This is a genomic window from Paraburkholderia fungorum (assembly GCF_902833645.1).
GTDB lineage: Bacteria > Pseudomonadota > Gammaproteobacteria > Burkholderiales > Burkholderiaceae > Paraburkholderia > Paraburkholderia fungorum.
The window spans coordinates 123576-144851 of the sequence record NZ_CADFGE010000018.1; the positions used below are offsets into that span (position 1 = coordinate 123576).

16 protein-coding genes are annotated in these 21276 nt (G+C 58.8%); 10 read left to right on the forward strand and 6 right to left on the reverse strand.

The window, feature by feature from the left end; translation table 11 throughout:
- Positions 1-9: 9 nt before the first annotated feature.
- The 3 genes from HWX91_RS37730 to HWX91_RS37740 all read right to left on the reverse strand — a co-directional run bounded on the left by HWX91_RS37730 (position 10) and on the right by HWX91_RS37740 (position 3166).
- The gene (locus HWX91_RS37730) at positions 10-1122 is read right to left on the reverse strand and encodes a glycosyltransferase family protein (protein WP_028195284.1); all 1113 of its coding nucleotides are present in this window, start codon (positions 1120-1122) and stop codon (positions 10-12) included.
- A 73-nt stretch (positions 1123-1195) separates the two neighbouring features.
- The gene (locus HWX91_RS37735) at positions 1196-2203 is read right to left on the reverse strand and encodes an ATP-grasp fold amidoligase family protein (RefSeq protein WP_028195283.1); all 1008 of its coding nucleotides are present in this window, start codon (positions 2201-2203) and stop codon (positions 1196-1198) included.
- Between the two features lie 54 nt (positions 2204-2257).
- Positions 2258-3166, reverse strand: coding sequence for a GlxA family transcriptional regulator (locus HWX91_RS37740; RefSeq protein ID WP_028195282.1), 909 nt, complete (start codon positions 3164-3166; stop codon positions 2258-2260).
- A gap of 1265 nt (positions 3167-4431) precedes the next feature.
- On the opposite strand from HWX91_RS37740, the gene HWX91_RS37745 reads away from it, so the two are divergent.
- From HWX91_RS37745 to HWX91_RS37770, 6 genes are all read left to right on the forward strand, one after another.
- Entirely contained in the window at positions 4432-6768 is a 2337-nt protein-coding gene (locus HWX91_RS37745; protein ID WP_028195281.1) for a polysaccharide biosynthesis tyrosine autokinase, read from the forward strand.
- 64 nt (positions 6769-6832) lie between these two features.
- Positions 6833-7948, forward strand: coding sequence for a glycosyltransferase family 4 protein (locus HWX91_RS37750; RefSeq protein ID WP_028195280.1), 1116 nt, complete (start codon positions 6833-6835; stop codon positions 7946-7948).
- A 3-nt stretch (positions 7949-7951) separates the two neighbouring features.
- The gene (locus HWX91_RS37755; RefSeq protein WP_042274284.1) at positions 7952-9412 is read left to right on the forward strand and encodes a hypothetical protein; all 1461 of its coding nucleotides are present in this window, start codon (positions 7952-7954) and stop codon (positions 9410-9412) included.
- A 122-nt stretch (positions 9413-9534) separates the two neighbouring features.
- Entirely contained in the window at positions 9535-10545 is a 1011-nt protein-coding gene (locus HWX91_RS37760) for a glycosyltransferase family 2 protein (protein ID WP_028195278.1), read from the forward strand.
- A 29-nt stretch (positions 10546-10574) separates the two neighbouring features.
- Positions 10575-11891: a lipopolysaccharide biosynthesis protein gene (locus HWX91_RS37765; RefSeq protein ID WP_028195277.1), complete on the forward strand. Its 1317-nt coding sequence runs from the start codon at positions 10575-10577 to the stop codon at positions 11889-11891.
- 53 nt (positions 11892-11944) lie between these two features.
- A complete protein-coding gene (locus HWX91_RS37770) occupies positions 11945-13138 on the forward strand; it encodes a glycosyltransferase family 4 protein (protein WP_028195276.1) in 1194 nt (397 codons plus the stop codon).
- 61 nt (positions 13139-13199) lie between these two features.
- On the opposite strand, the gene HWX91_RS37775 is transcribed toward HWX91_RS37770, so the two are convergent.
- Positions 13200-14447 (reverse strand): O-antigen ligase family protein, encoded by a 1248-nt coding sequence (locus tag HWX91_RS37775; protein WP_028195275.1) that lies wholly within the window; start codon positions 14445-14447, stop codon positions 13200-13202.
- 533 nt (positions 14448-14980) lie between these two features.
- On the opposite strand from HWX91_RS37775, the gene HWX91_RS37780 reads away from it, so the two are divergent.
- Genes HWX91_RS37780 through HWX91_RS37795 form a run of 4 tightly spaced genes read left to right on the forward strand, consistent with a single transcriptional unit; the run spans position 14981 to position 19360 of the window.
- The gene (locus tag HWX91_RS37780; RefSeq protein ID WP_028195274.1) at positions 14981-16495 is read left to right on the forward strand and encodes a mannose-1-phosphate guanylyltransferase/mannose-6-phosphate isomerase; all 1515 of its coding nucleotides are present in this window, start codon (positions 14981-14983) and stop codon (positions 16493-16495) included.
- 40 nt (positions 16496-16535) lie between these two features.
- Entirely contained in the window at positions 16536-17918 is a 1383-nt protein-coding gene (locus HWX91_RS37785) for an undecaprenyl-phosphate glucose phosphotransferase (protein WP_028195273.1), read from the forward strand.
- 41 nt (positions 17919-17959) lie between these two features.
- A complete protein-coding gene (locus HWX91_RS37790) occupies positions 17960-19021 on the forward strand; it encodes a sugar-transfer associated ATP-grasp domain-containing protein (protein ID WP_042274280.1) in 1062 nt (353 codons plus the stop codon).
- Between the two features lie 15 nt (positions 19022-19036).
- Positions 19037-19360, forward strand: a complete 324-nt coding sequence (locus tag HWX91_RS37795) for a hypothetical protein (RefSeq protein ID WP_028195271.1) — start codon at positions 19037-19039, stop codon at positions 19358-19360.
- A 198-nt stretch (positions 19361-19558) separates the two neighbouring features.
- On the opposite strand, the gene HWX91_RS37800 is transcribed toward HWX91_RS37795, so the two are convergent.
- Together HWX91_RS37800 and HWX91_RS37805 are read right to left on the reverse strand one after the other, a co-directional pair.
- Positions 19559-19972, reverse strand: coding sequence for a MarR family winged helix-turn-helix transcriptional regulator (locus HWX91_RS37800; RefSeq protein WP_028195270.1), 414 nt, complete (start codon positions 19970-19972; stop codon positions 19559-19561).
- A 92-nt stretch (positions 19973-20064) separates the two neighbouring features.
- The gene (locus HWX91_RS37805; RefSeq protein WP_028195269.1) at positions 20065-21231 is read right to left on the reverse strand and encodes an HPP family protein; all 1167 of its coding nucleotides are present in this window, start codon (positions 21229-21231) and stop codon (positions 20065-20067) included.
- Positions 21232-21276 lie beyond the last annotated feature (45 nt).

The following is a 21276-nucleotide window of genomic DNA, read 5'->3' on the forward strand; positions in this document are numbered from 1 at the left end:
CTTCCTTCGCTAGACAACTGGCTTTTCAACCGCGTTGCGGTGGCCTTCAACGGCCTCGAAGAACTGCTCGTAGCGCCGGCGACAAGCGTTCCAGCCGAATTCGTCGATAGCGAGATTGCCTGCGTTGCGAGCAATCGCCGGCCACGATGCGTTAACCGATTGAACAATGGCAGGGAGTTCGGAGATGTCATTGAACAGAATGACATTGTCGAACTTCCTCGCCGCCCACACCATGAACGGTGTTGCGCGCGAGATCAGCAACGGCACGCGTCCAATGGCTTCGAAGAACGCGCCACTCACCAGCATCGAGTCGGCCGCGTGCGGCAGGATCAGTACGTCGCTATCGGCAATGCTCTGCGCAAACTCCGCGTCGGTCAGGAATCTCGCGTCGAGCTGCACGACGTTCCGCAGCGATCGTCTATCGATGATTGCATTCAGTGTCGCGAGGTAGGCCTCGGTGCCGTGGCCGGCAATACGCAGCTTGCACTCGTCGGGCCAGACGTCGAGTAACGCGTCAATCTGCTTGTATGGCCGGATCACGCCGAGCAACGAATACTGTGGCGTCGCGCCGTACTTCCTCGGTGTGGTGGGTGCCTGTCCAGGGACGTCCCAATAGAGTGGATGCGGCAGGTACTGCGCGTTGTACTGCGCCTGGAAGTCTGGCGCGTGGACCACGCGGAAATCCGCCAGGCGGCGCACGAGCGCGATGATTCGCATCGACAAACGCCTGTTGAAGCCAATCGTATCGTGGACCGCGTGATCGTGGATGAAGTAAACAGCCTTTGCCCGCCCGATCAGCATGAGCGAACAGTAGAACGCGAACAGCAGGGAGCCCGTCAGACTCAACCGGGCGGTGCCTTTGTCACGCTTGAATGGCCGGTACTCGAGCCAATGGAAAGCGAGAATGTTCCCGGGTTTGAACAATTGGAAGAACCCGCCGTTGAGAAGCCCCTTGATGGAAAGCGGCACGACGTCATAACCGATCGAGCGGTAGAGATCTTTCTGAATCTGTATATAGCGATTCGTGGGGTTGGTGAAGGGGCACATCATCACCGTGGGCCGTGGTTTGTCCGCCGTCCTCCTGTCGGCCGTGCGGGGCACTTCCTCGCTAGCTTGTGTCATCGGTACTGCTCCGGTCAGGGTGAGGGGGCAGAGACATCGGGTGAAGCAGCTATGCAGGTTGGAAAATACCTGCTCAACCCAGCAATTTTCCCCACTCGTAGTCGATACTGTCGGGCGTGAAGGGCAGCACGCCCGCGCCCGGTGTGAAGGTCAGCTCGCCGAAGAAGACCTGATTGTCCGGCGCATATAAGTCGACACGGACATAGTCGAAGTCTTCACACAGCGTGGCCGCGATGTCCAGCACGGATGCCAGATTCTTTGGGCGCGGAGCAGGCTTGGCGCTCCGTTTGTAGTAGCCAATGGCTACATCGAGATGGTTCCAGTCGACGTCGTACACGTCGCCGTGCGTCGCTTTCCCGAACCGGTCGGATATCACCAGGATGTAGATGATGGGGCGCCCCGGCCGGCCGCCAAAACAATGCAACTTGTAATCGGCGGGTATCTGGCCCGCCTGGTCCAGAAGGAGCTGTTCAAAGAAGATTCGCGGCTTGATTGTGCGGTAATGCCTCTCGCGCGCGACGTAGTAGAACTCGGTGGAGAGCCACTGCCGGGCGAGAAGTTGCAGTTTCTCGAACGAAGTCTCGGACTTGTCTCTGACGATCTCGACGAAGGTGCTGCCGTGGTTCGCCTTCATGACGAAAGAACCGGGCAGCGCGTCGAAGACCTCGCGCGTGAACACCTCCGGCGCCGAAATCAACGGTATGAGGTGCTTCTCTCCTATCTTGGCCGCTATGTACTCCCGCACCGACAGTTTGTCGGTCAGGCTAATGTAGCGAGGATCCGGTCTGAGGTTTCGTTGCAGGATCTTTTCGTTGAAGGTAGCCGGACGCAGAAGATTCGGATAACGGCCAATGCGCTTGTGATGCAGCATACTCAGGAATAGGGAATCAGGGAGCATGCACTTTGCCGCCTCCTTGAGTCGTCTGACTGTGGAAACGGACTGTGGTGTTGGCCGATACGGATCGTCCTGTACGAGGTTCGCGTGTTTGGCCAAGATGGTTTCAGAAGGCGGCGCTTCCTTGTGTGATGGCGTGGCCGTGGCGGCTTTCTGGTCGAACTGTGCGGACTTGGTGGTCGTCATGTTTCGATTCATGGCTGATGGCGTCGCAAGGCTGCAGTCCGAAAATCGACGCGCTTAACGCGCGATCTCAGTCGCGGTATTCCAGGCTTCCTCTGGCGTTAGCCATGGTTCCTCGGCGTCGATGTGCTGTTGCGCACGGAATTGCGTGGGCGACACGCCGTAGCGTTCCTTGAATAGCCGCCCGAGTCGATTGCCGTCGCCCATGCCGCATCGTCGCGCGATTTTGTCGACGGGCAGATCGGTATTGCGCAACATTGCGCGTACCACGTCAAAGCGCGTGCGCAACAGATATTCGAGAGGGGTCATGCCGAACTCGCATTTGAAGCGGCGCTGGAAATTGCGCTTGCTCATTGCAGCGAACTCGGCTGCTTTGGCTACAGAGATGGCCTTGCTGTAGTTTTCCTTGATCCAGCGGGCCGATTCGCGAATCTTCTCGGTTGTGGTGACGATGCTTGCGTCGTCGAGGTCAGGCGTGTTTCTTTCAATGTAATTCGGTTGTAGCGCACGAGCGATCTTGCGCGCGGTCTCCGGATCCAGGTCGCGCTCGATCTGCGCGAGTGCCAGGTCGGCGGGCGCGACGCCGCCGCTGCCGCCACCGCCGCCATCGTCAAAGAAAAAGACGGGCACGGTTGACTGCAGTGGATTTCTGCATACCACGGCGAGACTCGCGCCTTGCTGAACGCCGCGGGATGCGATCGATCCGTGGCGCGAGATCCATGAGAGAAAGCGACCGTTGGACTCCGCAGTTCCGGTGGTGTCGCGGCAGGCGACAAAGAAGGCATGGAAATCGGCCAGGCTGTATCGTTCGAGGCTTTGCGTCCAGATCAGAATGCTCGACGAGCTTGTCACGAGGCCGCCCTCGTCAGACAGCACGGAGAGCCGATACGGAGGCTCGTCGCCGCTTGCTTTCTCGAACTCGTTGGCAAGCCGGAAAGCGTCGCCGACCGCGCCGGTGGTCGACATGGAGCAGTCCTGGAAAATCAGGAGGCCAATGTGTTTCACCGCTTTCATTCCATTCTGACACTCATTGATGCACGACGTAAGAAAACTCCTGGAAGTCATCACGCTAATTTCTCCGAACACGCAATCACGATACGTAAAGAGATTAGCGCATCGAATTTTTCAGAACGAACTTGGCCGATGTTCCAGGTGTTTTGGCGTAATTGTCATGATCGGGGAAATTATTACCTTGAAATTTTCGCAAAAGGCGCTTTAATAGTATTCCCGGTCAGAAACTTTTTCCGTGCGTGGCGACGAGGTTTGCATCATGGCTGTCGTCGGTTGAAGGCCGCGCTGGCATACGTGGAAAGGGAATCAGCCCGCCCCGCCATTTCAAACGTGCGTTTTTCACCTGTGAACTGTCACTACACTTTAGTTACAGGGTCGCCCTCGAATTGTGCATTCTGTTACAGCAGTTACAGATAGCAACAACGCTTTCTGAATTCGTCGCGTCCGTAATGCATTCAACTTAATCGGCCATTAACACCCGAATTTATGCCTTTGGCGATACGGTCCATTCATTCCGGGCTATGCTTCACCGCAACATGAATAGAAAAATTCGCATGAAGTTTGTGCAGAATTTTTAATCTGTTCGTTGAGTAATTTGCTTGAAGACGCCGTCCAGCCGCTGTGACAAGGGCAGACATATCAATTACCGCTTTACCGGGACCGCCGAAGGCCTTGTATGGTCAGCATGCGCGAAGTGACGAAGCAGGTGTGCGATCGCGCGAAGCTGTACGCATAAGGTTCCAGCGGCATCGCGCTCGTGGTCTCGCGCTCGGCGTCCGGGTCAGCGGATGTCTGGGACGCCACGCGCACATACAAAAGATTGACCTTGCAAGTCGGGACCGGCAGCAGGCGGGCCCGTCCGTTGCGAGGCTTTCTCACGAGATGTCCGTGCTGCCGGATGCCGGCGTCGTCGATATCAGTGACTCAATATGGCCGTGTCCGCCTGTTGTGAAGACGGGCGCGGCCGATTGTTTCCACTTGTTCATGCCTGTTCGCAATATGCAGTAAAAGCGGCTCGTGAACGGTTTGACAATACGCGTAGTAGTACGAATACATGAGGGCTTCGGCTCTTCCACCCAACCTGACCCAGCACGTAACTTCGAGGTGTTGCCGACCGTGTCTCATTCACGTTCGGCGGCGGTTCCAGATCACGAACTGGTGGTGCAGCAGAGCGGTATCGGATCATTACTCTGCCCATCGAACATGGAAGGATCAAACCGGTGGATTACTACCCTGCAAATTCGTTCTCTCCCGCTCCGAGCACGGAGCGTGGTCAGCTCAGCGCAGGCGCGATGCTCACGCTGATGCGCGATCACATCTGGGAGATCGTGGGCACGGCTGTCGTCGTGCTGGGTCTGGCCGTGGCTTATCTGCTCATCGCAACGCCGATTTACTCAGCGGATGTTCTGTTGCGTGTCGATCCGCCGGAACCTAATGCGCTCGGGCTCGCCTTGCAGAACCAGGAGAGTCTTCCGCCGCCCGCGCCCGCGCCGGTGACCGAAATGGCCGTGATACGCAGCCGCGCCGTGCTCGACCCGGTCATTCAGAAATTCCGCTTCGACGTGTCGGTGACACCGCACAAGATTCCTTTGCTGGGGGATATCGCCGAAAAATTCGCCACGCCGGGAGAACCGGCGGCACCCTGGTTCGGCTTGAAGTCGTTCGCGTGGGGCGGCGAGCGCGTCGAGATCGGCGCGCTGGACGTACCGCAGGATCTGGAAGAAGAGAAACTCACGCTGGTTGCTCTCGGAAACGGTGCGTACGAGTTGCGTGGTCCGTCGGACCAGCCTCTTCTGAAAGGGGTAGTGGGCGTGCCGGTCAAGAGCAACGGCGTGTCCATGCTCGTGAAGCAACTGGATGCGCGGCCAGGCACGAAGTTTGAAGTTATTCGCTGGAACGAGATCGACGCAATCAAACGGTTTGGAACTCTGGTAAAGGTCGGCGACAAGGTGAAGGACTCCGGCCTCATTCAGATCGAGTACACGGACAAGAGCCGGGATAAGGCCACTGAAGTCGCTAATGCATTGGCAGACCAGTACCTCGCTTATGCGATCGCCGCCCGGCAAGCCAACGACACGAGCACGCTGAAGTTCATTAATGGGGAGTTGCCCAGATTGCTGGCGGACCTCAGAAAGGCCGAAGACGCGCTGAAGCATTTCCGCGGGGCGTCGCAGTCCATGCAGCCGACGAGCGAAGCGCAAGCGTATCTCCAGGGCGGCCTCGACATCGACAAGCAGATTGCCAGCCTGCAAATACAGCGTACGCAACTCCTGGATCGCTACACCCCGGATAGCCGCTGGGTGCAGACGGCCGACCGACAGATTGCGCAGTTGCAGGATGCGAAGGCGCAATTCGACAGTCATTTCAATGGCATGCCGTCGTCCGAGCGTCAGAGTGTCGATCTGATTCGCGCGCAGAAGGTAGCGGAAACAATCTACCTCGGGATGGTGCAGAAAGCCGAGCAATTGCAGGTTCGGCGCGCGAGCACGACAGGTGGAGCGCATATTGTCGACCCCGCAATCAGACCTCACCGTCCGGTCAAGCCGCAGCCGGAAATCGTGCTGGCAGGCGGCGTGATACTCGGACTCCTGTCCGGCGTCGTGCTGGTCTTCATGCGCCGTCACGTGATGACCGGCGTAACCGATCCGAGGTACGTTGAAAGCCGCATGAGTGTGCCTGTCTTCGGCGAGATTCTGTTCAGTCAGCAGCAACTGCTGCTCGACCGTCGCGGGATGGACCGCAAGGCACTGCCTGCTGCGAGCGGAAGGTCCAGTCAGCCGCTTGCGCGAAGTGCCGCGGACATGCAGTTTGTCGGCGGCGCAGCCGGCATGGGGGGTGCCGCATCCCGGAGCGATGACAACGCCAGAGTGCTTGCCGCACGGTTTCCGAACGACATGTCGGTCGAAGCGCTTCGCGCTGTGCGTACGTCGGTGGCGCGCGACCTTGCGCACGCGCGCAACAACCTTTTGATGGTTATCGGGCCGACGCCTTCCGCGGGAAAGAGCTTCGTTGCGGCGAACCTGGCAATCCTGCACGCGGAGGTCGGCTCGCGCGTTCTCCTGATAGACGCCGATATGCGCCGAGGTCATCTCGCCTCGCTGTTCGACGGAACCAACCGTGGCGGTCTTTCAGAAGTGCTTTCGGGGCAGCTCGGTTTGCGTAACGCGCTGCGGGCAACCGGTATCGACGGTTTGACGTTTCTGTCCTGCGGCGCGCGGCCGGAGAACCCCGCCGCGTTGCTGATGAAACCCCAGTTCAAGGAGCTGCTGTCGCGACTCGCCAGTCAGTACGACATGGTGATTATCGATACGCCACCGTTTCTTGCCGTCACCGATGCTTCCATCATCGCGAGTGAAGCAGGCTCGGCGCTGCTGGTATTGCGCTCGGGAATGCAAAGCGAGCAGGAAATTGCGGACACGGTCAAGAAGATGGCGCGCGCCGAAGGGCGTATCGCCGGTGCCGTTTTCAATGGCATTCCGCTTCTGCGAAGCACACGGAATTACGACTACGTGACGAACTATGGCAGCGATTTCGGCGATCTCGAAGCAACGCATTGATGAGGTACCGGCCGCGGGAAGCCTGCGGTCAGATGGTTTGTGGCACCGTCAAACGGAGAAGCCGATGGCCTTTGCAATTAACGGAAAGTTCACTTCGCAGGCAGTCACCGGTGTTCAGCGTGTGGCGTACGAACTCACGCGGGCCATGCAGATGAGCGCAACGCCTGGAAACGAACTGGAAGTTTTTGTGCCTCGGAACGCTGTCGAGCCGGGCACGCAGCTCAAGCGGAAACGCTGCTTTCCATGGCTGCGCGGCACGCTTTGGGAGCAGATCACGCTGCCTGTCGCGGCGCGGGGCAGGACGCTTCTCAATCTGTGCAATACCAATCCGCTTCTCAAGCGCGGGCAAATCGTCATGGTTCACGACATGGCGATCTACGACGTGCCACAAGGCTTTTCCCGTAAGTTCCGGCTCTGGTATCGCGTTTGTTTCGGCATGCTGCGGCACATGGGGCCCGTGCTTCTGACGGTCTCTGCCTATTCGAAGATGCGGATCTGCCATCACCTGAAGGTCGATGAATCGCGTGTCACGGTTATCACGCCTGGCGCGGATCATCTGGATCGGATCGTATCGGATCCTGCGGTCATGGCGCGTCTGGAACTTGCGAAAGACGCGTACTGCGTGATCGTGGGCAGCCTCGATCCACGAAAGAATCTGCAACGTGTTCTGGAAGCGATCGATAAGCTCGGGCATCTGAATGACGTGAAGTTCGTCATTGTTGGCGGCCGCAACAGGCGTATCTTCAGTAGCGAGGAAAGGGCGCTGCGGACCGATTCCAGCCAGATTGTGTGGGCGGGCTTCGTGTCGGATGGCGAGTTGAAGTCGTTGTATGAGAATGCCGCCTGCCTCGTTTTTCCCTCCCTATATGAAGGATTCGGACTGCCGCCGCTCGAAGCGATGTACTGCGGCTGCCCGGTGATTGCTTCTTCGCGGACCTCGATTCCGGAAGCATGCGGCGATGCCGCCATGTACTGCGATGCGACATCGGCGGACGATATCGCGGCGAAGATCTCCCAGATGATGGACGATGCGGATTTGCGGCAGCACTACCGGAACAGAGGCATGGCTCATGCACGCGAGTTCCGCTGGGAACACTCGGCGCGACAGGTGCTGCAGATTCTCTACGGTCACGCCGGCGCACCGTTGCCGGAACTGGCGCCCAGCGCATCGGCGAGCTAGCCCATGGTTGTAGCCAGACGAATCACCCGGGTCACCAGCATCGCCGGCAGACGACGGGCGTTGCGCATACTCGCCGCGCTCGCCGCAACGGGAACGCCGCTCGCGCGTGGCAAGACCGCGCCGCCGTTCTCGCCCGGGTCGCGATCGCAAGGTCTGCGTGGCCGGAGAATGTCGGAGTTGATCGGTTCCAATGGCTGGGCAGGTGCGCCCAGCGACGTGCAGATGTGGCGCGCAATGGGCATCAGTTGGGGGCGAGGCTCGGTAGGTCCGGGGCAGGCGGATGGGCCGGAAGACGTCATGCGCATCGACAAGACCAGTTCGGCGTTCGACGCCGAACTCCCGCCGGCGTTGATCGCCAACGACCGCAACGGGATCGGCTCGCTCCTGCTGCTCGGCTATACGCCGGGATGGAACGCGACCGTGCCGGGCGACGGCAACTCGGCGCCGGTGGATGTGGACGTGTGGGAACGGTATGTCGAAGCCGTAGTTCGCACTTATTCCGCGCCACCTTATAACCTGCGCTATTTTCAGGTCTGGAATGAGGCCGCGGGCAGATTGTCGGGCGGACTGGCCCAGGCGACTTTCTGGCATGGCCCGGATGCCGACGGCAACGTAAAGAGTTCGAAGCCTTACGCGCGGGCCATGCAGGATTACGTCGAGCGCATCCATATCCCGGCGGCCCGCATCATCCGCAAGTATCACGCGTACGTGGTTTACGGCGGCTGGCCGGACCAGGGCGGTCTCGACAACTTCAGAACATGGCTCGAGTACAGGAGCCCGGTGTTGAAGGAGCGGATGCTGGATTGGGTCGATTACATCGATACGCATTATCTCCCTGTTGCCGATCTGGATTCGCTGTATCAGCAATACGTCAGGAACGGTCCCGCGCGCGGCATCTGGCAAACGGAGATCGGTGACGAGTACATGAAGGACCCGCACTATTTACCGCGCTATTTCTTCGACTTCGCCGTTTGGGCACTCGATAGAAACTGGGACGACCCGAACAAGTATCTGTCGATGATTTATCACTGGGACGGTTACGAGCCGTTCCGTCTGACGCATCGCGGGCCGCCTAGACGGACATACAACGTATCCGGGCGAAGCCTCGTAGTCCTGAATCAGACAGCGAACGGATCGCTGGCAAGCTTTACCAGGCCGTTGCAATTCGATCCGGGGGCCTCTGGAAGTGCATTGCTCTCCGGCCATGATGTCGTGATGCAGGTCAGTGCGGCACCGGGCTGGCAAAGCGTCGCGGTGGCAGGACTCAAACCGCTTGCTTCACGCAATGCACGGGTGGAGTTCATCGACGCGCTGAGCGGCACGGCGAGTGCTCAGGACAATGTTGCGCTGGCGTGGGACGAGCAGGCCCTGAAGATCCGCTTCAAGGTGCCCGATCGAGTCAACGGGGCTGACAACAAACCGCCCAGGCATCTTGCCTATGTCGTTGTTCGTGGGGTCGCTTAACTGAACCGGATCAATACAGGCGATGTTCAACTCGTGCGAATCCGAATACTTGCAGCATGCATCGATCGTTTCACGGTCGTCGAATTTCGGCTGATCGAACCTTTGGGTAGCGTCGACAAATCATGAACCATGTCACTGTCGTGATCTGCAACTACAACTACGAGAACTATCTCGCCACGGCGATCGAGTCGGCTCTCGGGCAGGACTATCCGGCGACGCGCGTGCTGGTGATCGACGATGGTTCGACCGACGGGTCGCGCGCGATCATCGAGACGTTCGGGACGCGGATCTCTTCGATACTCAAGGAAAACGGCGGCCAGGTGTCCGCTTACAACCACGCGATTCAGGTGCTCGAAACGGACTATGTGATTTTCCTCGACTCCGACGACGTGCTGTATCCAGGCGCGGTTTCTGAAGTGATGCGGATCTTTGCGACCGGCGATTGGGTCAAGGTGCAGTTTCGTCTGGACGTCATGGACGGCACGGGCGCCTCGACTGGCGCCTATGTGCCGCACGTCGATCCGCCCGCCGATTGCGGGAAGTTGCTGCTGGGCGGCTGGCTATATCCGTCGCCGCCCGCATCCGGCAATGCATACAGCGTGAGCGCGCTCAGACGCATTTTTCCGGTTCCGGAGGCGGGCATCAATCGCTACGGTGCGGACTTCTACGCGATTTACGGTGTGGCGCTGGTGGGTCGTGTCGCCGCGGTGCGAAAGTCTTTGGGGGGATATCGCGTGCACAACGCGGGCGGCGAGACGGTGTCGTTCGCCAACTCGGAGCAGCTCAACAAAGCGCCGGAAGCCGTCAACCTGAGATGGGCAATATTGCGTGATATCGCAAGGGCCCGACTCCAGGTGGAGCTTGCACCCACATTTTACGACTTCGCACTCGAAAAGACCCGGTTCTGCTCAAGCGTTTACCGGGCGACGCTGCCAACGCGGTGGCGTTGGATGTTGCGCGATTCGGGTCACTATTTGCACACCATCGTCGCGAATCCATTCTGGAGTCTCAAGAAGAAACTCGGCACGCTTGTTCTGTCAAGCTTGTGTCTCATCCCTTACTCGCCGCTTTCTGACTTCGTGGTGCGGTATATCGCCAACCCGCTTGCCCGCCGTCGCGCGGTGGGGCGTTGAAGTCCGGAAGCGCCAGCACGGAGAACGGCATGGATAGACGAAAAAGCGTTCGGATTATCGGGTTTGTCTACGGCGGCTATCTGATGAGGTACGTGTACCTCATCATCGTTGTGCCGTTCTACGGAAGGATGCTGGGCGTGGCCGGCTACGGCCGGGTACTGGCGTCGATGTCGTTGATGAACGTGATATGGATGCTCGTCAATTACGGTTTTAGCCCGGTCGGCATGCGTGACGTGTCGAAAGCGCAATCGAATGAAGAATGCAACGACATCTTCTCGTTGCATGTGAGCGCGCGCATTGTGCATGGTGTGGTGGGAGGGACCATCGGCCTGATTGCGACGATGTGTTCACCGATCCTGTCCGAGCGTCCTCTGATCGGCGTATTGGCTACGCTGCTCGGAATCGTGTCGGGGATGAATCTCGGTTGGCTGTTTCAGGGGCGTCATCAGTTTCGAACGCCGATCATTATCGAAGTGTTCGGCTTTCTCCTGAGCCTTGTACTGGTCTTGAGCCTCGTAAGAGGACCCGATGATGCGGTATGGGTGCTGGCAAGCCTTCTGATTGCCGGTGTGGTGTCCACGATCGTCTCCTATGGTTTGACGATCTACCAGCTGGGTTGGCCGCGTATCAGGCTGGCAGGCATCGTTCCCCTCGTGCGCAACTCGACGATGCTGTTTCTTTACTCGTCCGGGTCGGTCGTATTCACGGCGTCGTCCACTTACCTGTTGACGCTGTTGTCCACGCCCGACCAGGTTGGCTATTTCGGCGCGGCTGAACGCTTCGCGACGATCGCGCTCGCGCTGATGGGGCCGGCCGCGCAGGTGTTCATTCCCACCATCACGCGGCAGCTCGCACAGGGTGACATGCAAGGCGCGCACGAAACGACCCGGCGCGGCGCGACCTTGCTGATGGGATACGGACTGCTGATCTTCTGCGGCGCGCTAGCTTTGTCGCCCTTTGTGCTGCCTTTGATTCTTGGCGCCTCCTTTGAACCCAGCGCACACGTTCTGCAGATCTTTGCGTGGATGTTCCCATTCGCCGCGTTTAACGAGTTCGTGGCGGGCTATGTGTTCGTGCCGCGCAGGAAGGATCGTCTGCTTGCAGGCGTTGGCATTGCGTCGGGTTTGATCAATCTGGTTGCGGCGCTCATTCTTGCGCCCCGATACGGTGCCACGGGTATCGCGCTTGCCCGCGTGATCGGCGAGGCGATGCTATCGGTCATGTTGATGGTGGTGGTGATTCGCCTCGAGCTGGTTGGGCTCGTACCGGGAGGCGAGCGGGCGTTGGGCATGGTTCGGGTTGCATGCGGTTTTCGACCGCAGACGCGTGCAGCGAAGGACGAGTAAAGCCGGTGGTGGAAAAAGCACAGAGGTCAGTCGCATTCTCACGGGAGGTTGAAGTGAAAGTCGCTATTGTTCACGATTGGTTGGTGGTTTCGGGCGGCGCGGAAAAGGTGCTGAAGAACATCATCGAGTGCTTCCCGAAAGCGGATATCTTTTCGGTTGTCGATTTTCTGGAGGACCGCGACTGCGTGAAGGGGAAATCCGTCACAACCTCCTTCATCCAGAGGATGCCTTTGGCGCGCAAACGCTATCGTGCGTACCTGCCGTTGATGCCGATCGCGATCGAACAGATCGACCTGTCTGGCTACGATCTCGTCATTTCCAGCTCGCACGCGGTGGCGAAAGGGGTGCTGACCGGACCGAACCAGATTCACGTCAGTTACGTACATTCGCCGATTCGTTACGCGTGGGACCTGCAACACCAGTACCTCAACGAGTCTCATCTGAACACTGGTATCAAATCCATCATGGCGCGCGTGCTGCTTCACTACATCCGTGGATGGGATTCGCGCTCGGCCAATGGCGTGGATCATCTGTTGGCGAATTCGCATTTCATCGCCCGGCGGATCAAGAAAACTTACCAGCGTGAAGCCACCGTCATTTACCCGCCGGTCGATCTGGCGAACATGACGATATGCACGCAGAAGGACGATTTCTACGTGACGGCCTCGCGCATGGTGCCGTATAAGCGCATCGATCTGATCGTGCGGGCCTTTTCACAGACACCTGAGCGCCGTCTTGTCGTGATTGGCGACGGTCCCGAGATGAAGAAGATCAGGGCAGCGGCCGGCGAGAACGTCACGATCCTGGGTCATCAACCGTTCGATACGCTGGTCGATCATTTAAGGCGCGCGCGTGCGTTCGTGTTTGCTGCAGAAGAAGACTTCGGTATTTCGGTTGTGGAGGCGCAGGCATGCGGAACGCCGGTGATCGCATTCGGCAGAGGCGGTGCGCTCGAATCCGTTATCGGCCTGCCACTTGAACGGCCTACGGGCGTGTTCTTCGGGGAACAGACGCCAGAGTCATTGCTGGCCGCGGTAGGCCGGTTTGAGCGGAACGCCGGCCTGTTCGATCCGCGGGCGTGCCGTAGAAACGCAGAGCGTTTTTCGTCGGAGAACTTCAAGACGGCGCTAACCAGCTTTATCGACTCACGGCTCCCATACGGAGGACTCGAACACTTCCTGCCGTATCCGGTGGCGAGCCAGCAACTGCCTGTCAATCAGCGCCAGCATGCTGATGTGGTGTCGTGAGTACGGATGTGTGCGCCGGCGAATCTGATCTAGGACGGAGTTCGCCGACGCCCGCCAGCAATCAGAGCAGCGCGTGCTCTCTTGACCTCTGCTGAAGATGATCGATCGCGGCATTGTTGACTGATCGCGCGGCCAGCAACAGGGAAATGACTAGCGCAAGGATCAGCACATTCGATGGCGAGACCAGACGATGTTCGGTCGCAGCCATGACAAGCAGGCAAACGGATGAAATCTCAACGAACCTGAAGGCGGCGAAGTTTTGTCCGCCGCCAAATAGTGCAGCGGCGGCCGCGCCGTGTTTGCACCACTCAATCAGTCTCCAGTAGAAGCCCAGCATCAGGGCAAGTCCCACTACGCCGAGCTCCGCAAGAATGTTCAGGTAGGAGTTGTGAGCGTGCGAGTCGCTATGCTCGATGATCTTGTCTGACGCGATACCCACCAGATGAAAATAATTCGTCACGTTGCCGATATGGTCGTCGAACGAACCAAAACCCAACCCTACGAGCGGACTCTGCTCGAAGTACGTCAGCGCCCGCGGCCATAGCCATTCATAGCGGATATCCAGATTGGCGACTTTGGCATCCTGATTCTCGATCGTGAAGGTGTAGCCCATATAGTCGACCCGCGGGTCCGTATGGTAGATCGCCATCCCAATGGAGCCCGCGATAAGGCCGGCGATCAGCGTTGCCAGCATCCAGCGCTTGCGGCCGAAATAGAGGTAGGGAAGAACGACAAGAACACCCAGCAACGAACCTCGGCTATAGGTGGAGAACAGCATCAGTGCATTGGCGGCTAGCAGGGCCAGCAGCAGCTTGCTGCGCCTGTGCAGATAGCATGCGATGCCGAGGCACAACAGCATGGCGAAGAAGCCTCCTGCCGCATTTCGCGCAATGAAGTAGCTGCCAAAGCTGTTGTCGGGATTTGCAAGGATGCTGAGTAAGCCGTTGTGAACGATGTAGTAAGCGTAGGGCGGCAGATTGATCACCACGGCGAACACGAAGAATGTGCGAAGAACTTTATTCAGATCCCAGCGGTGCGTGTACAGGCAACCGGCAAAAATGGGTGCATACGAAATGAAGAAATTACCGTCGCGCCGATAGAAATCAAATTCCAGAAATGAACGCGGATCGTAGAGCAGTGTAGAGACGATGACCAGAAGCGTGAAAGCGGTAAGCGGCGTCATGAACGCGGGGTAGCTGCGTCCAAAAAAACGCCATGGACAAAAAGCGAGTGGCACCAACCCGACCGCACTCACGGGGACCAGATTGGTGACTGTCAGGAATAGTGCGAGTAACGATATGTAAGCCATTGCGGCTCCAGATAAATGGATGGCGTATAGCGGATGGCGTACCAGAACATCAACTCGTTCGCGTCAAAGGTATCACGGCGATAAGTTGATTTCCAACCTGCTTGTCTCATCAGACACGCAAATCAGCTACTCGTTAGCGTGCTGGCAAAAACAGGTCCAACGACCTGGGCCAAAACCTCAACGGTTCGCGCCAGAAATGCTGTGGTGCAGCGTAGTCTGACTATGATGAAGTTCATCAAGTACTGCTCTGTGGCGCTAGCTTGCCGGTAGGAGTCGGGGCGTGTCGTGATGCTTGAAACGACATGCAGTTGCGATCGAACCGCAAGTCTATCCACGCTTTCCGGTCGGGCCAGATTTACGGTCAGCGCGGGCATCTTTACCGCCGGTAACTGAACCATTGGTTTTGTCCGTCTGACACAGTCGTCCTGTCATTGATCACACAAGAAACCAACGGCGCGATTGAAGGTGCAACGCGTTGTGCGCGGACGTGAGGATTTCGTCCGCCGGCTGGTTTCAATGTAAAGGAGCTTTAAATGAGCAAGATTACGGTAGTTGCCGGCGAGTTGGACAGCGAAGCGATCGATCAGGTTGTGGTGGACTATCCACCGCTCGTGCAAGTGATTCTCGCGGGTGGATCGGGTACTCGCCTGTGGCCGGTGTCGCGCGAGCAGTTTCCGAAGCAGTTGATCGACGTGATCGGTAACCAGACTTTGCTACAGGCCACGATGGGGCGAATGGCGGGTTTCAGTACGAGCTGGGAGATCGCTGCGGATCCGCTCGTCGTGTGCGGGGCGGAGCACTACTTCGCGACTTACGAACAGGCCCGGGAAATTGGCGTGAACGCGCGCATTATCGTCGAGCCGGCTCGCCGGGATACGGCGCCGGCCCTTACGCTTGCCGCACTGGCGGCGTGTGCCGATGGGCAGGATGCCATCCTGGTCGCCATGCCCGCGGACCATGCCATTGCCAATCTGGATGCGCTCCACCAGTCGATCGACATTGCAGCACGTCATGCGCTGAAGGGCGAGATCGCTACACTGGGCATCCCGCCCGATCGGGCCGATACGGGATTCGGTTATATCCGCCTTGGCGAGGTATTGCCGGATGGCGCGCATCGCATCGAACGTTTTGTTGAGAAGCCGGCCGCGGAACTTGCCGCGCAGTACATTGAATCTGGCAATTACTGGTGGAATAGCGGCATGTTCGTGGTTCGTTCGTCTGTCTGGCTGGCTGTCATCGAGCGGTTCCAGCCGGAGATCCACGCGGCGTGTGTCGAGGCGTACCAGGGCGCCAAGAAAACGGACGAATGCATCATTCCCGATGCTACCGGGTTCCTGCGTTCGCCATCCGATTCGATCGATTACGCGGTGATGGAGCACGTCGCCAAACCCGATTCGCCCTTCAGCGCGATCGTGGTGCCGCTCGACGCGGGCTGGTCGGATCTCGGCTCGTGGGATGCGGTCTGGCAGGCGATGGAAAAGGACGAGTGCGGCAACGCGTCCAACGGGCGCGTGCTGTTCGAAGGCGCAACCGCCACTTATGCGCGTTCGCAGGGAGGGCGACTCGTTGCGTGTGTCGGCACGAACAACATGATCGTGGTCGATACCGACGATGCGGTGCTGGTCGCGGACCGGTCGCATGTGCAGGACATCAAGGGGCTGGTGTCGCGCATCAAGCGCGAGAAGTCTCCGGAAGCCGACGCGCACAGAAAGGTGCGCCGGCCGTGGGGTTTCTACGATTCGATCGATCATGGCGACCGTTTCCAGGTGAAGCGCATTGTCGTCATGCCCGGTGCGCGCCTGTCGTTGCAGATGCATCACCACCGCGCGGAGCACTGGGTGGTCGTGAGCGGCACCGCGCTTGTCACGCGCGGCGAGGAGCAGTTCCTTCTCGGCGAAAACGAGTCGACCTACATTCCACTCGGCATACGCCATCGTCTGGAAAATCCCGGCTGCGTTCCGCTTCAGATCATCGAGGTTCAGTCCGGAACATATCTCGGCGAAGACGACATCGTCAGATTCGACGACAAGTACGGGCGGTGCGGTTGAATCAGCTCTGGTAACGGGGTACGTGTACTAAGGGGCTGTGATGCGATTGATTACCGGTTTACTGGCAAGACTATTCGACGTGGCGATGATTCTGACCGGCGCACTGGTTGCCTCCAGGATCCGCTTCGACGATGCGTCTCAACGAGGTTTCTATTTTGCGTTCGTGGCTTTCGCCGCCGCTTTTTCATTGGCTGTGTTTCCGGCGCTCGGTGTGTACGAGTCGTGGCGGGGACGCTCCAAAAGAGCGCTGGTGGGGCAAGTCGCGCTCGGCTGGCTGGTCGTGCAGGCCTGCGCAATGGCACTGATGTTCTCGTTGCATCGAATCGACTTTGTCTCGCGTCTCTGGTTTGCCTACTGGACCGGCATATCCGGCGGCCTGATGATTGCCGGCCGCATGATGACGCACATGCTGCTTGGCCGGGCGCGCAATGCGGGTCTGAACTTGCAGCAGGTGGCCGTGGCGGCGTGCGGCGATCATTGCGACGAGATCATCCGCAAGATGGAGATGAATCCGGCTGCGGGGTTTCGGCCCAACGCGCTGTACAACGTGCGCGCTGACACCACCGCGGCGGCCACGACGGCGGTGCGGGTCTTTAAAGAGCATGCAAGCTTTGCCCGATACGTTCGGGAACGGCAGATCGGCGAAGTCTGGCTGGCGTTGCCATTGACCGAGGAACGCACGATCCTCAAGCTGGTCAATGAGTTTCGCAACGATCTGATCAATATACGGTTCATGCCCGATGTGCGCACGTTAGCGTTGTTTGAAGGCAGTGTCACGGATCTGCTGGGCGTGCCGACCATCAATCTCGCCGCGTCGCCGTTGCCGCCCAACGCATTAGTGCAGAAGGAGTTGTTCGACCGGCTCTTTGCGCTGGGCGCATTGATCGCGGTATCGCCCATTCTGCTTGCCTGTGCGATTGCGGTTAAGCTGAGTTCGCCTGGACCGGTATTTTTCAAGCAATGCCGTAAAGGGGCGGATGGCCGTGTCTTCACCATCTTCAAGTTTCGCACCATGCGTCTGCATGAACAGAAGCGTGGTGTGCTCGAACAGGCGACCCGTGGCGACCCACGCATTACCAAAGTGGGTGGATTCCTTAGGCGTACGAGCCTCGATGAATTGCCGCAGTTCTTCAATGTGCTGCGCGGCGATATGTCGGTGGTGGGGCCTCGTCCTCACGCGCTGGAGCACGACGACCTCTACCAGAACATTGTGTCCGGCTACATTCATCGTTACCGCATCAAGCCGGGCATTACCGGATGGGCGCAGATTAACGGCTTTCGCGGCGAAACCGATCGCATCGAAAAAATGGAGGGCCGTGTCGCGCACGATTTGTATTACCTCAGGAACTGGTCATTCAGACTTGATGTAAAGATCATTTTCGCGACTGTATTCAAGGGGCTTCATCATCCTAACGCTTACTGAGCTTAGATCGAGGTCCCAGTAATACGGTACAGGGAGTAGGGATGGTCTCATTCGACGTGGAACGCGTGGTCAGGCGATCGTTAAAGAGGGCGGGGCAATTCAGATTCCACCGGAATCATGGCGCCCAGGCAGGGCGCGTGCTGGAGTTTCTGGAGAGGACGTACGGAAAGGCCGATCCGGCGCATCTGAAGCTCGCCGACACCTACGCGCGCGATGTATTTGGGAGTGGCGTCTACGCACCGTGGCTGCGCGTCTACACGGCGTTCAACGGAACGTTCAAGGAAGGGTGGATTCCGGATAACTATTACGGCAGCGTGGTCGTGCCCAGCATGAAAGGCTCGTACGGCAAGCTGTCCGCGTTGAAGCCGTTATCGCGGTTGATCTTCGACAGCGACGCGTTTCCGGATATCGCTTACTTCGCTAATGGCCTGTTCTTCACGGACAGAAGTGTTGTGATTCCGGAGCATGCTCTCGAGAGCATGGTATTCGAGCAGTGCGACAGGATCGTATTCAAGCTGGACGGGTCCGGCCAGGGTAAGGGCGTGTACCTCTTCGACAGAAAGAACTTCAACCGCGAAGTGATCAAATCGCTTGGCAATGGTGTGATTCAGAAGTTCATCACTCAGCATCGCGTGTTCAATGCTTTTGCGTCAAAGCCGGTTGCCACGCTGCGCTTCACGACAGTTGTAGACGATGCCGGAGGCATCTCTATTCGAGCCTGCTTTTTCCGGCTCGGAAGAGCGGACGACACACACGTTCAGGGCGATCACGATATCTGCGTGCCGGTCGATCTGGTTAGTGGTGAGCTGGGTCGCGTGGGTTACATGAACGATTGGGGTGCGATTGCAGAACATCCCGATTCCGGCGTTCGTTTCTCCGGTGTGACGATCCCGGCATTTGCGCATTGCGTGGCGATGGTCCTCGATCTGCATCGGAAAATTCCCTTTGCTCGATGCATAGGGTGGGATGTGACCGTCGATGCGGACGAGAACGTTCAGGTGATGGAATGGAACGGTGAACACAACGATGTGAAGTTCAGTGAAGCTACCCAAGGCCCGTGCTTTGCAGATTTGAAGTGGGAGCGGCTAGGAGCGGTGGCTTGAATACGGAGACAGGAAGTGAGCGAACGGTTGTGGTGCGTTCATATCGAAGGACTTAACGACTTCATTGTCGCCGACTCCCAGCGAACGGCCGAGCAGGAGGCGTTGGCGATTAATGCGTACATAGACAGCGCCGAAACGGGTCCGCGCGCGGCGGTGTTGAGAGCGGTGGTGGTCGAATGGCCATTCGACGCCGCCGATCACGCGCGCGCGTTGCAGGAGGACTGGGAAGATCTCCAGCGCATGCCGCACAGACGGGCGTCTGCGAGCAAATCCGACAGCCTGTTCGTGAGTATGGCGCGACGTGTAAAAAAGCTGGTCTCGGTGGCGCGTGGGAAATAGAACCGACACTGCGTCGCGCGCAATCTGGCAAGGGCACGGAAATGCGCGTACCTGTCCTCACCGATGCGTTCGCCGATCACAGCAATGAACACCATCCGGAAGATACCCTGCGTATTGCCGCCGGCGAGCGGTCCGCAAACGAGAACTGCTGGAAGAAGAACAGAAATCGCGCTTACAGCTATCGAGACTCATGTTGACTCATGAATCGATACGGGGGACGCTAAATGCGCCTTCGAGCGACTTGAGTTCGGCGCGGTGCATCTCGGCAAGACGGGCAAGCACAAGTTCGCCTGCTTTCAACAAATGAACCTCGACCTGGCGGCGATCCGTCTCACTGATTTTTCTGCGGACCAGATCGAGCGCCTCACAGCGGGACACAAGTGCGACCACGCCGTGATGCTGTGCCTGGAGTCGTTCCGCAAGCTCGCCGATGGTCGCCCAGTCGCGTTCCGGATACCCCTTGATATGCAGGAGCAGCAGGTACTGCAACGGCGTGATGCCTTCGCCCTGAGCGGCCTGCTCGGAAAAACGCTCGAAGCGCCGCATCTGGTAGCGAAACTCCGACAACTGCTCGAAGTCCGCCTTGGTCAAGTTGCGAGTGAGTGTTTTCATCGGCCTTTGCGAGGAAATGGGTAAAGCGCAGATTATGTCGTCACGTGACATTTATGCCGGCGTTTCGGCGCAGCTGTCCGTGTGTGATCGTGCTACGCCGCCGCGTGTCGTCGCTGGACGTAAGCCTGCCGGTACAAACCCGCAATAAGGTCGGCCTGCGTGATCATTCCGGCAAGCCGCCGATTCACATCCAGAACCGGGATATGGTGGTGCCCGTAGTTCGCGAACACGGGCACGAGTTCGACGATCGGCGTCGTCGCGTCGACCGTATGAACGTCGACGTTCATCAGGGCGCCGACCAGCGGCGGCGGGGTGATGCTGCGCCGGAACCAGCGTTGCAGCGGAGACGATAGACCGGCCGCCTTGCTGAATGCGCGTTTGTCCACAAGGTCGGCGCGGGTCACGATGCCGATCACGTGCTGCTTCTCGTCAGTAACCGGGAGTGCCTTGATGTTGCGTTGTTTCAGCAGGCTCCATGCTGCCGACGCCCTCGTGTTTGCCGACACCGCGACCAGCGAACGCGACATGATGTCGGCGCAACTCAGCTCATTGAACGTGCGGGCATAGGCCTGCAACTGAACGTCGCGCAACAGGGTTTCCAGATCGTCGGTGTCGATGTCGAGCAGTTCTCCACGCTTGCTCAGCACGGACTCCAGGTCCGCGCGTGTGAAACCTTCGCTCGCCGCTGCCGTCGAGGCCGCCGCGCCTTTGACCGAACGCTGGGCGACGTGCGGGTATCGATGCCCGGTGGCTGCGTGGTAGGCGATGGCCGCGCCCAGCAGGGCGACCGACTGGATTGCGATCGGCTCGAGCACGAAGCGATAGCCCAGAGCATGGACGACCGGGCCGCCCAGAACCGCGGTGAGGGCAACCGCGCCCGACGGCGGGTGCACGCAGCGCAACGCGAACATCGCGCAGATCGCCAGCGCGACGGCCAGCGCGCCGGCGCCCACTGGATCGGCGATCCAGCTTGCACAGGCGACCCCTACCGTCGCTGAAACGAGATTGCCGCCGATGATGGACCATGGTTGCGCCAGCGGACTGGCCGGCACTGCGAATAGCAGTACGGCCGACGCTCCCATGGGTGCTACCAGGAGCGGAATGTTGGCTGCCGACCCGAGAAGGACGTGCATGCTGCCGCCGGTGAACGCGATGCCAAGCAATGCGCCGAGACACGATCTGAAGCGCTCCGGCCACCGGACGGCAACAGGGTGAGGGGCAAAGCTGGAAAACCAGCGAACAAGAGCGTAACGGGACAAGGGGCGACGAGTAGGGACGTGGGTGGGTATCACGTAGGACGGCAG

Excerpts from the sequence above, each read along its gene's own strand:
- HWX91_RS37730 (WP_028195284.1), bottom strand. The coding sequence starts at position 1,122 with ATGACACAAGCTAGCGAGGAAGTGCCCCGCACGGCCGACAGGAGGACG.
- HWX91_RS37735 (WP_028195283.1), bottom strand. The coding sequence starts at position 2,203 with ATGACGACCACCAAGTCCGCACAGTTCGACCAGAAAGCCGCCACGGCC.
- HWX91_RS37740 (WP_028195282.1), bottom strand. The coding sequence starts at position 3,166 with ATGTCGACCACCGGCGCGGTCGGCGACGCTTTCCGGCTTGCCAACGAG.
- HWX91_RS37750 (WP_028195280.1), top strand. The coding sequence starts at position 6,833 with ATGGCCTTTGCAATTAACGGAAAGTTCACTTCGCAGGCAGTCACCGGT.
- HWX91_RS37755 (WP_042274284.1), top strand. The coding sequence starts at position 7,952 with ATGGTTGTAGCCAGACGAATCACCCGGGTCACCAGCATCGCCGGCAGA.
- HWX91_RS37760 (WP_028195278.1), top strand. The coding sequence starts at position 9,535 with ATGAACCATGTCACTGTCGTGATCTGCAACTACAACTACGAGAACTAT.
- HWX91_RS37765 (WP_028195277.1), top strand. The coding sequence starts at position 10,575 with ATGGATAGACGAAAAAGCGTTCGGATTATCGGGTTTGTCTACGGCGGC.
- HWX91_RS37775 (WP_028195275.1), bottom strand. The coding sequence starts at position 14,447 with ATGGCTTACATATCGTTACTCGCACTATTCCTGACAGTCACCAATCTG.
- HWX91_RS37780 (WP_028195274.1), top strand. The coding sequence starts at position 14,981 with ATGAGCAAGATTACGGTAGTTGCCGGCGAGTTGGACAGCGAAGCGATC.
- HWX91_RS37785 (WP_028195273.1), top strand. The coding sequence starts at position 16,536 with ATGCGATTGATTACCGGTTTACTGGCAAGACTATTCGACGTGGCGATG.
- HWX91_RS37790 (WP_042274280.1), top strand. The coding sequence starts at position 17,960 with ATGGTCTCATTCGACGTGGAACGCGTGGTCAGGCGATCGTTAAAGAGG.
- HWX91_RS37800 (WP_028195270.1), bottom strand. The coding sequence starts at position 19,972 with ATGAAAACACTCACTCGCAACTTGACCAAGGCGGACTTCGAGCAGTTG.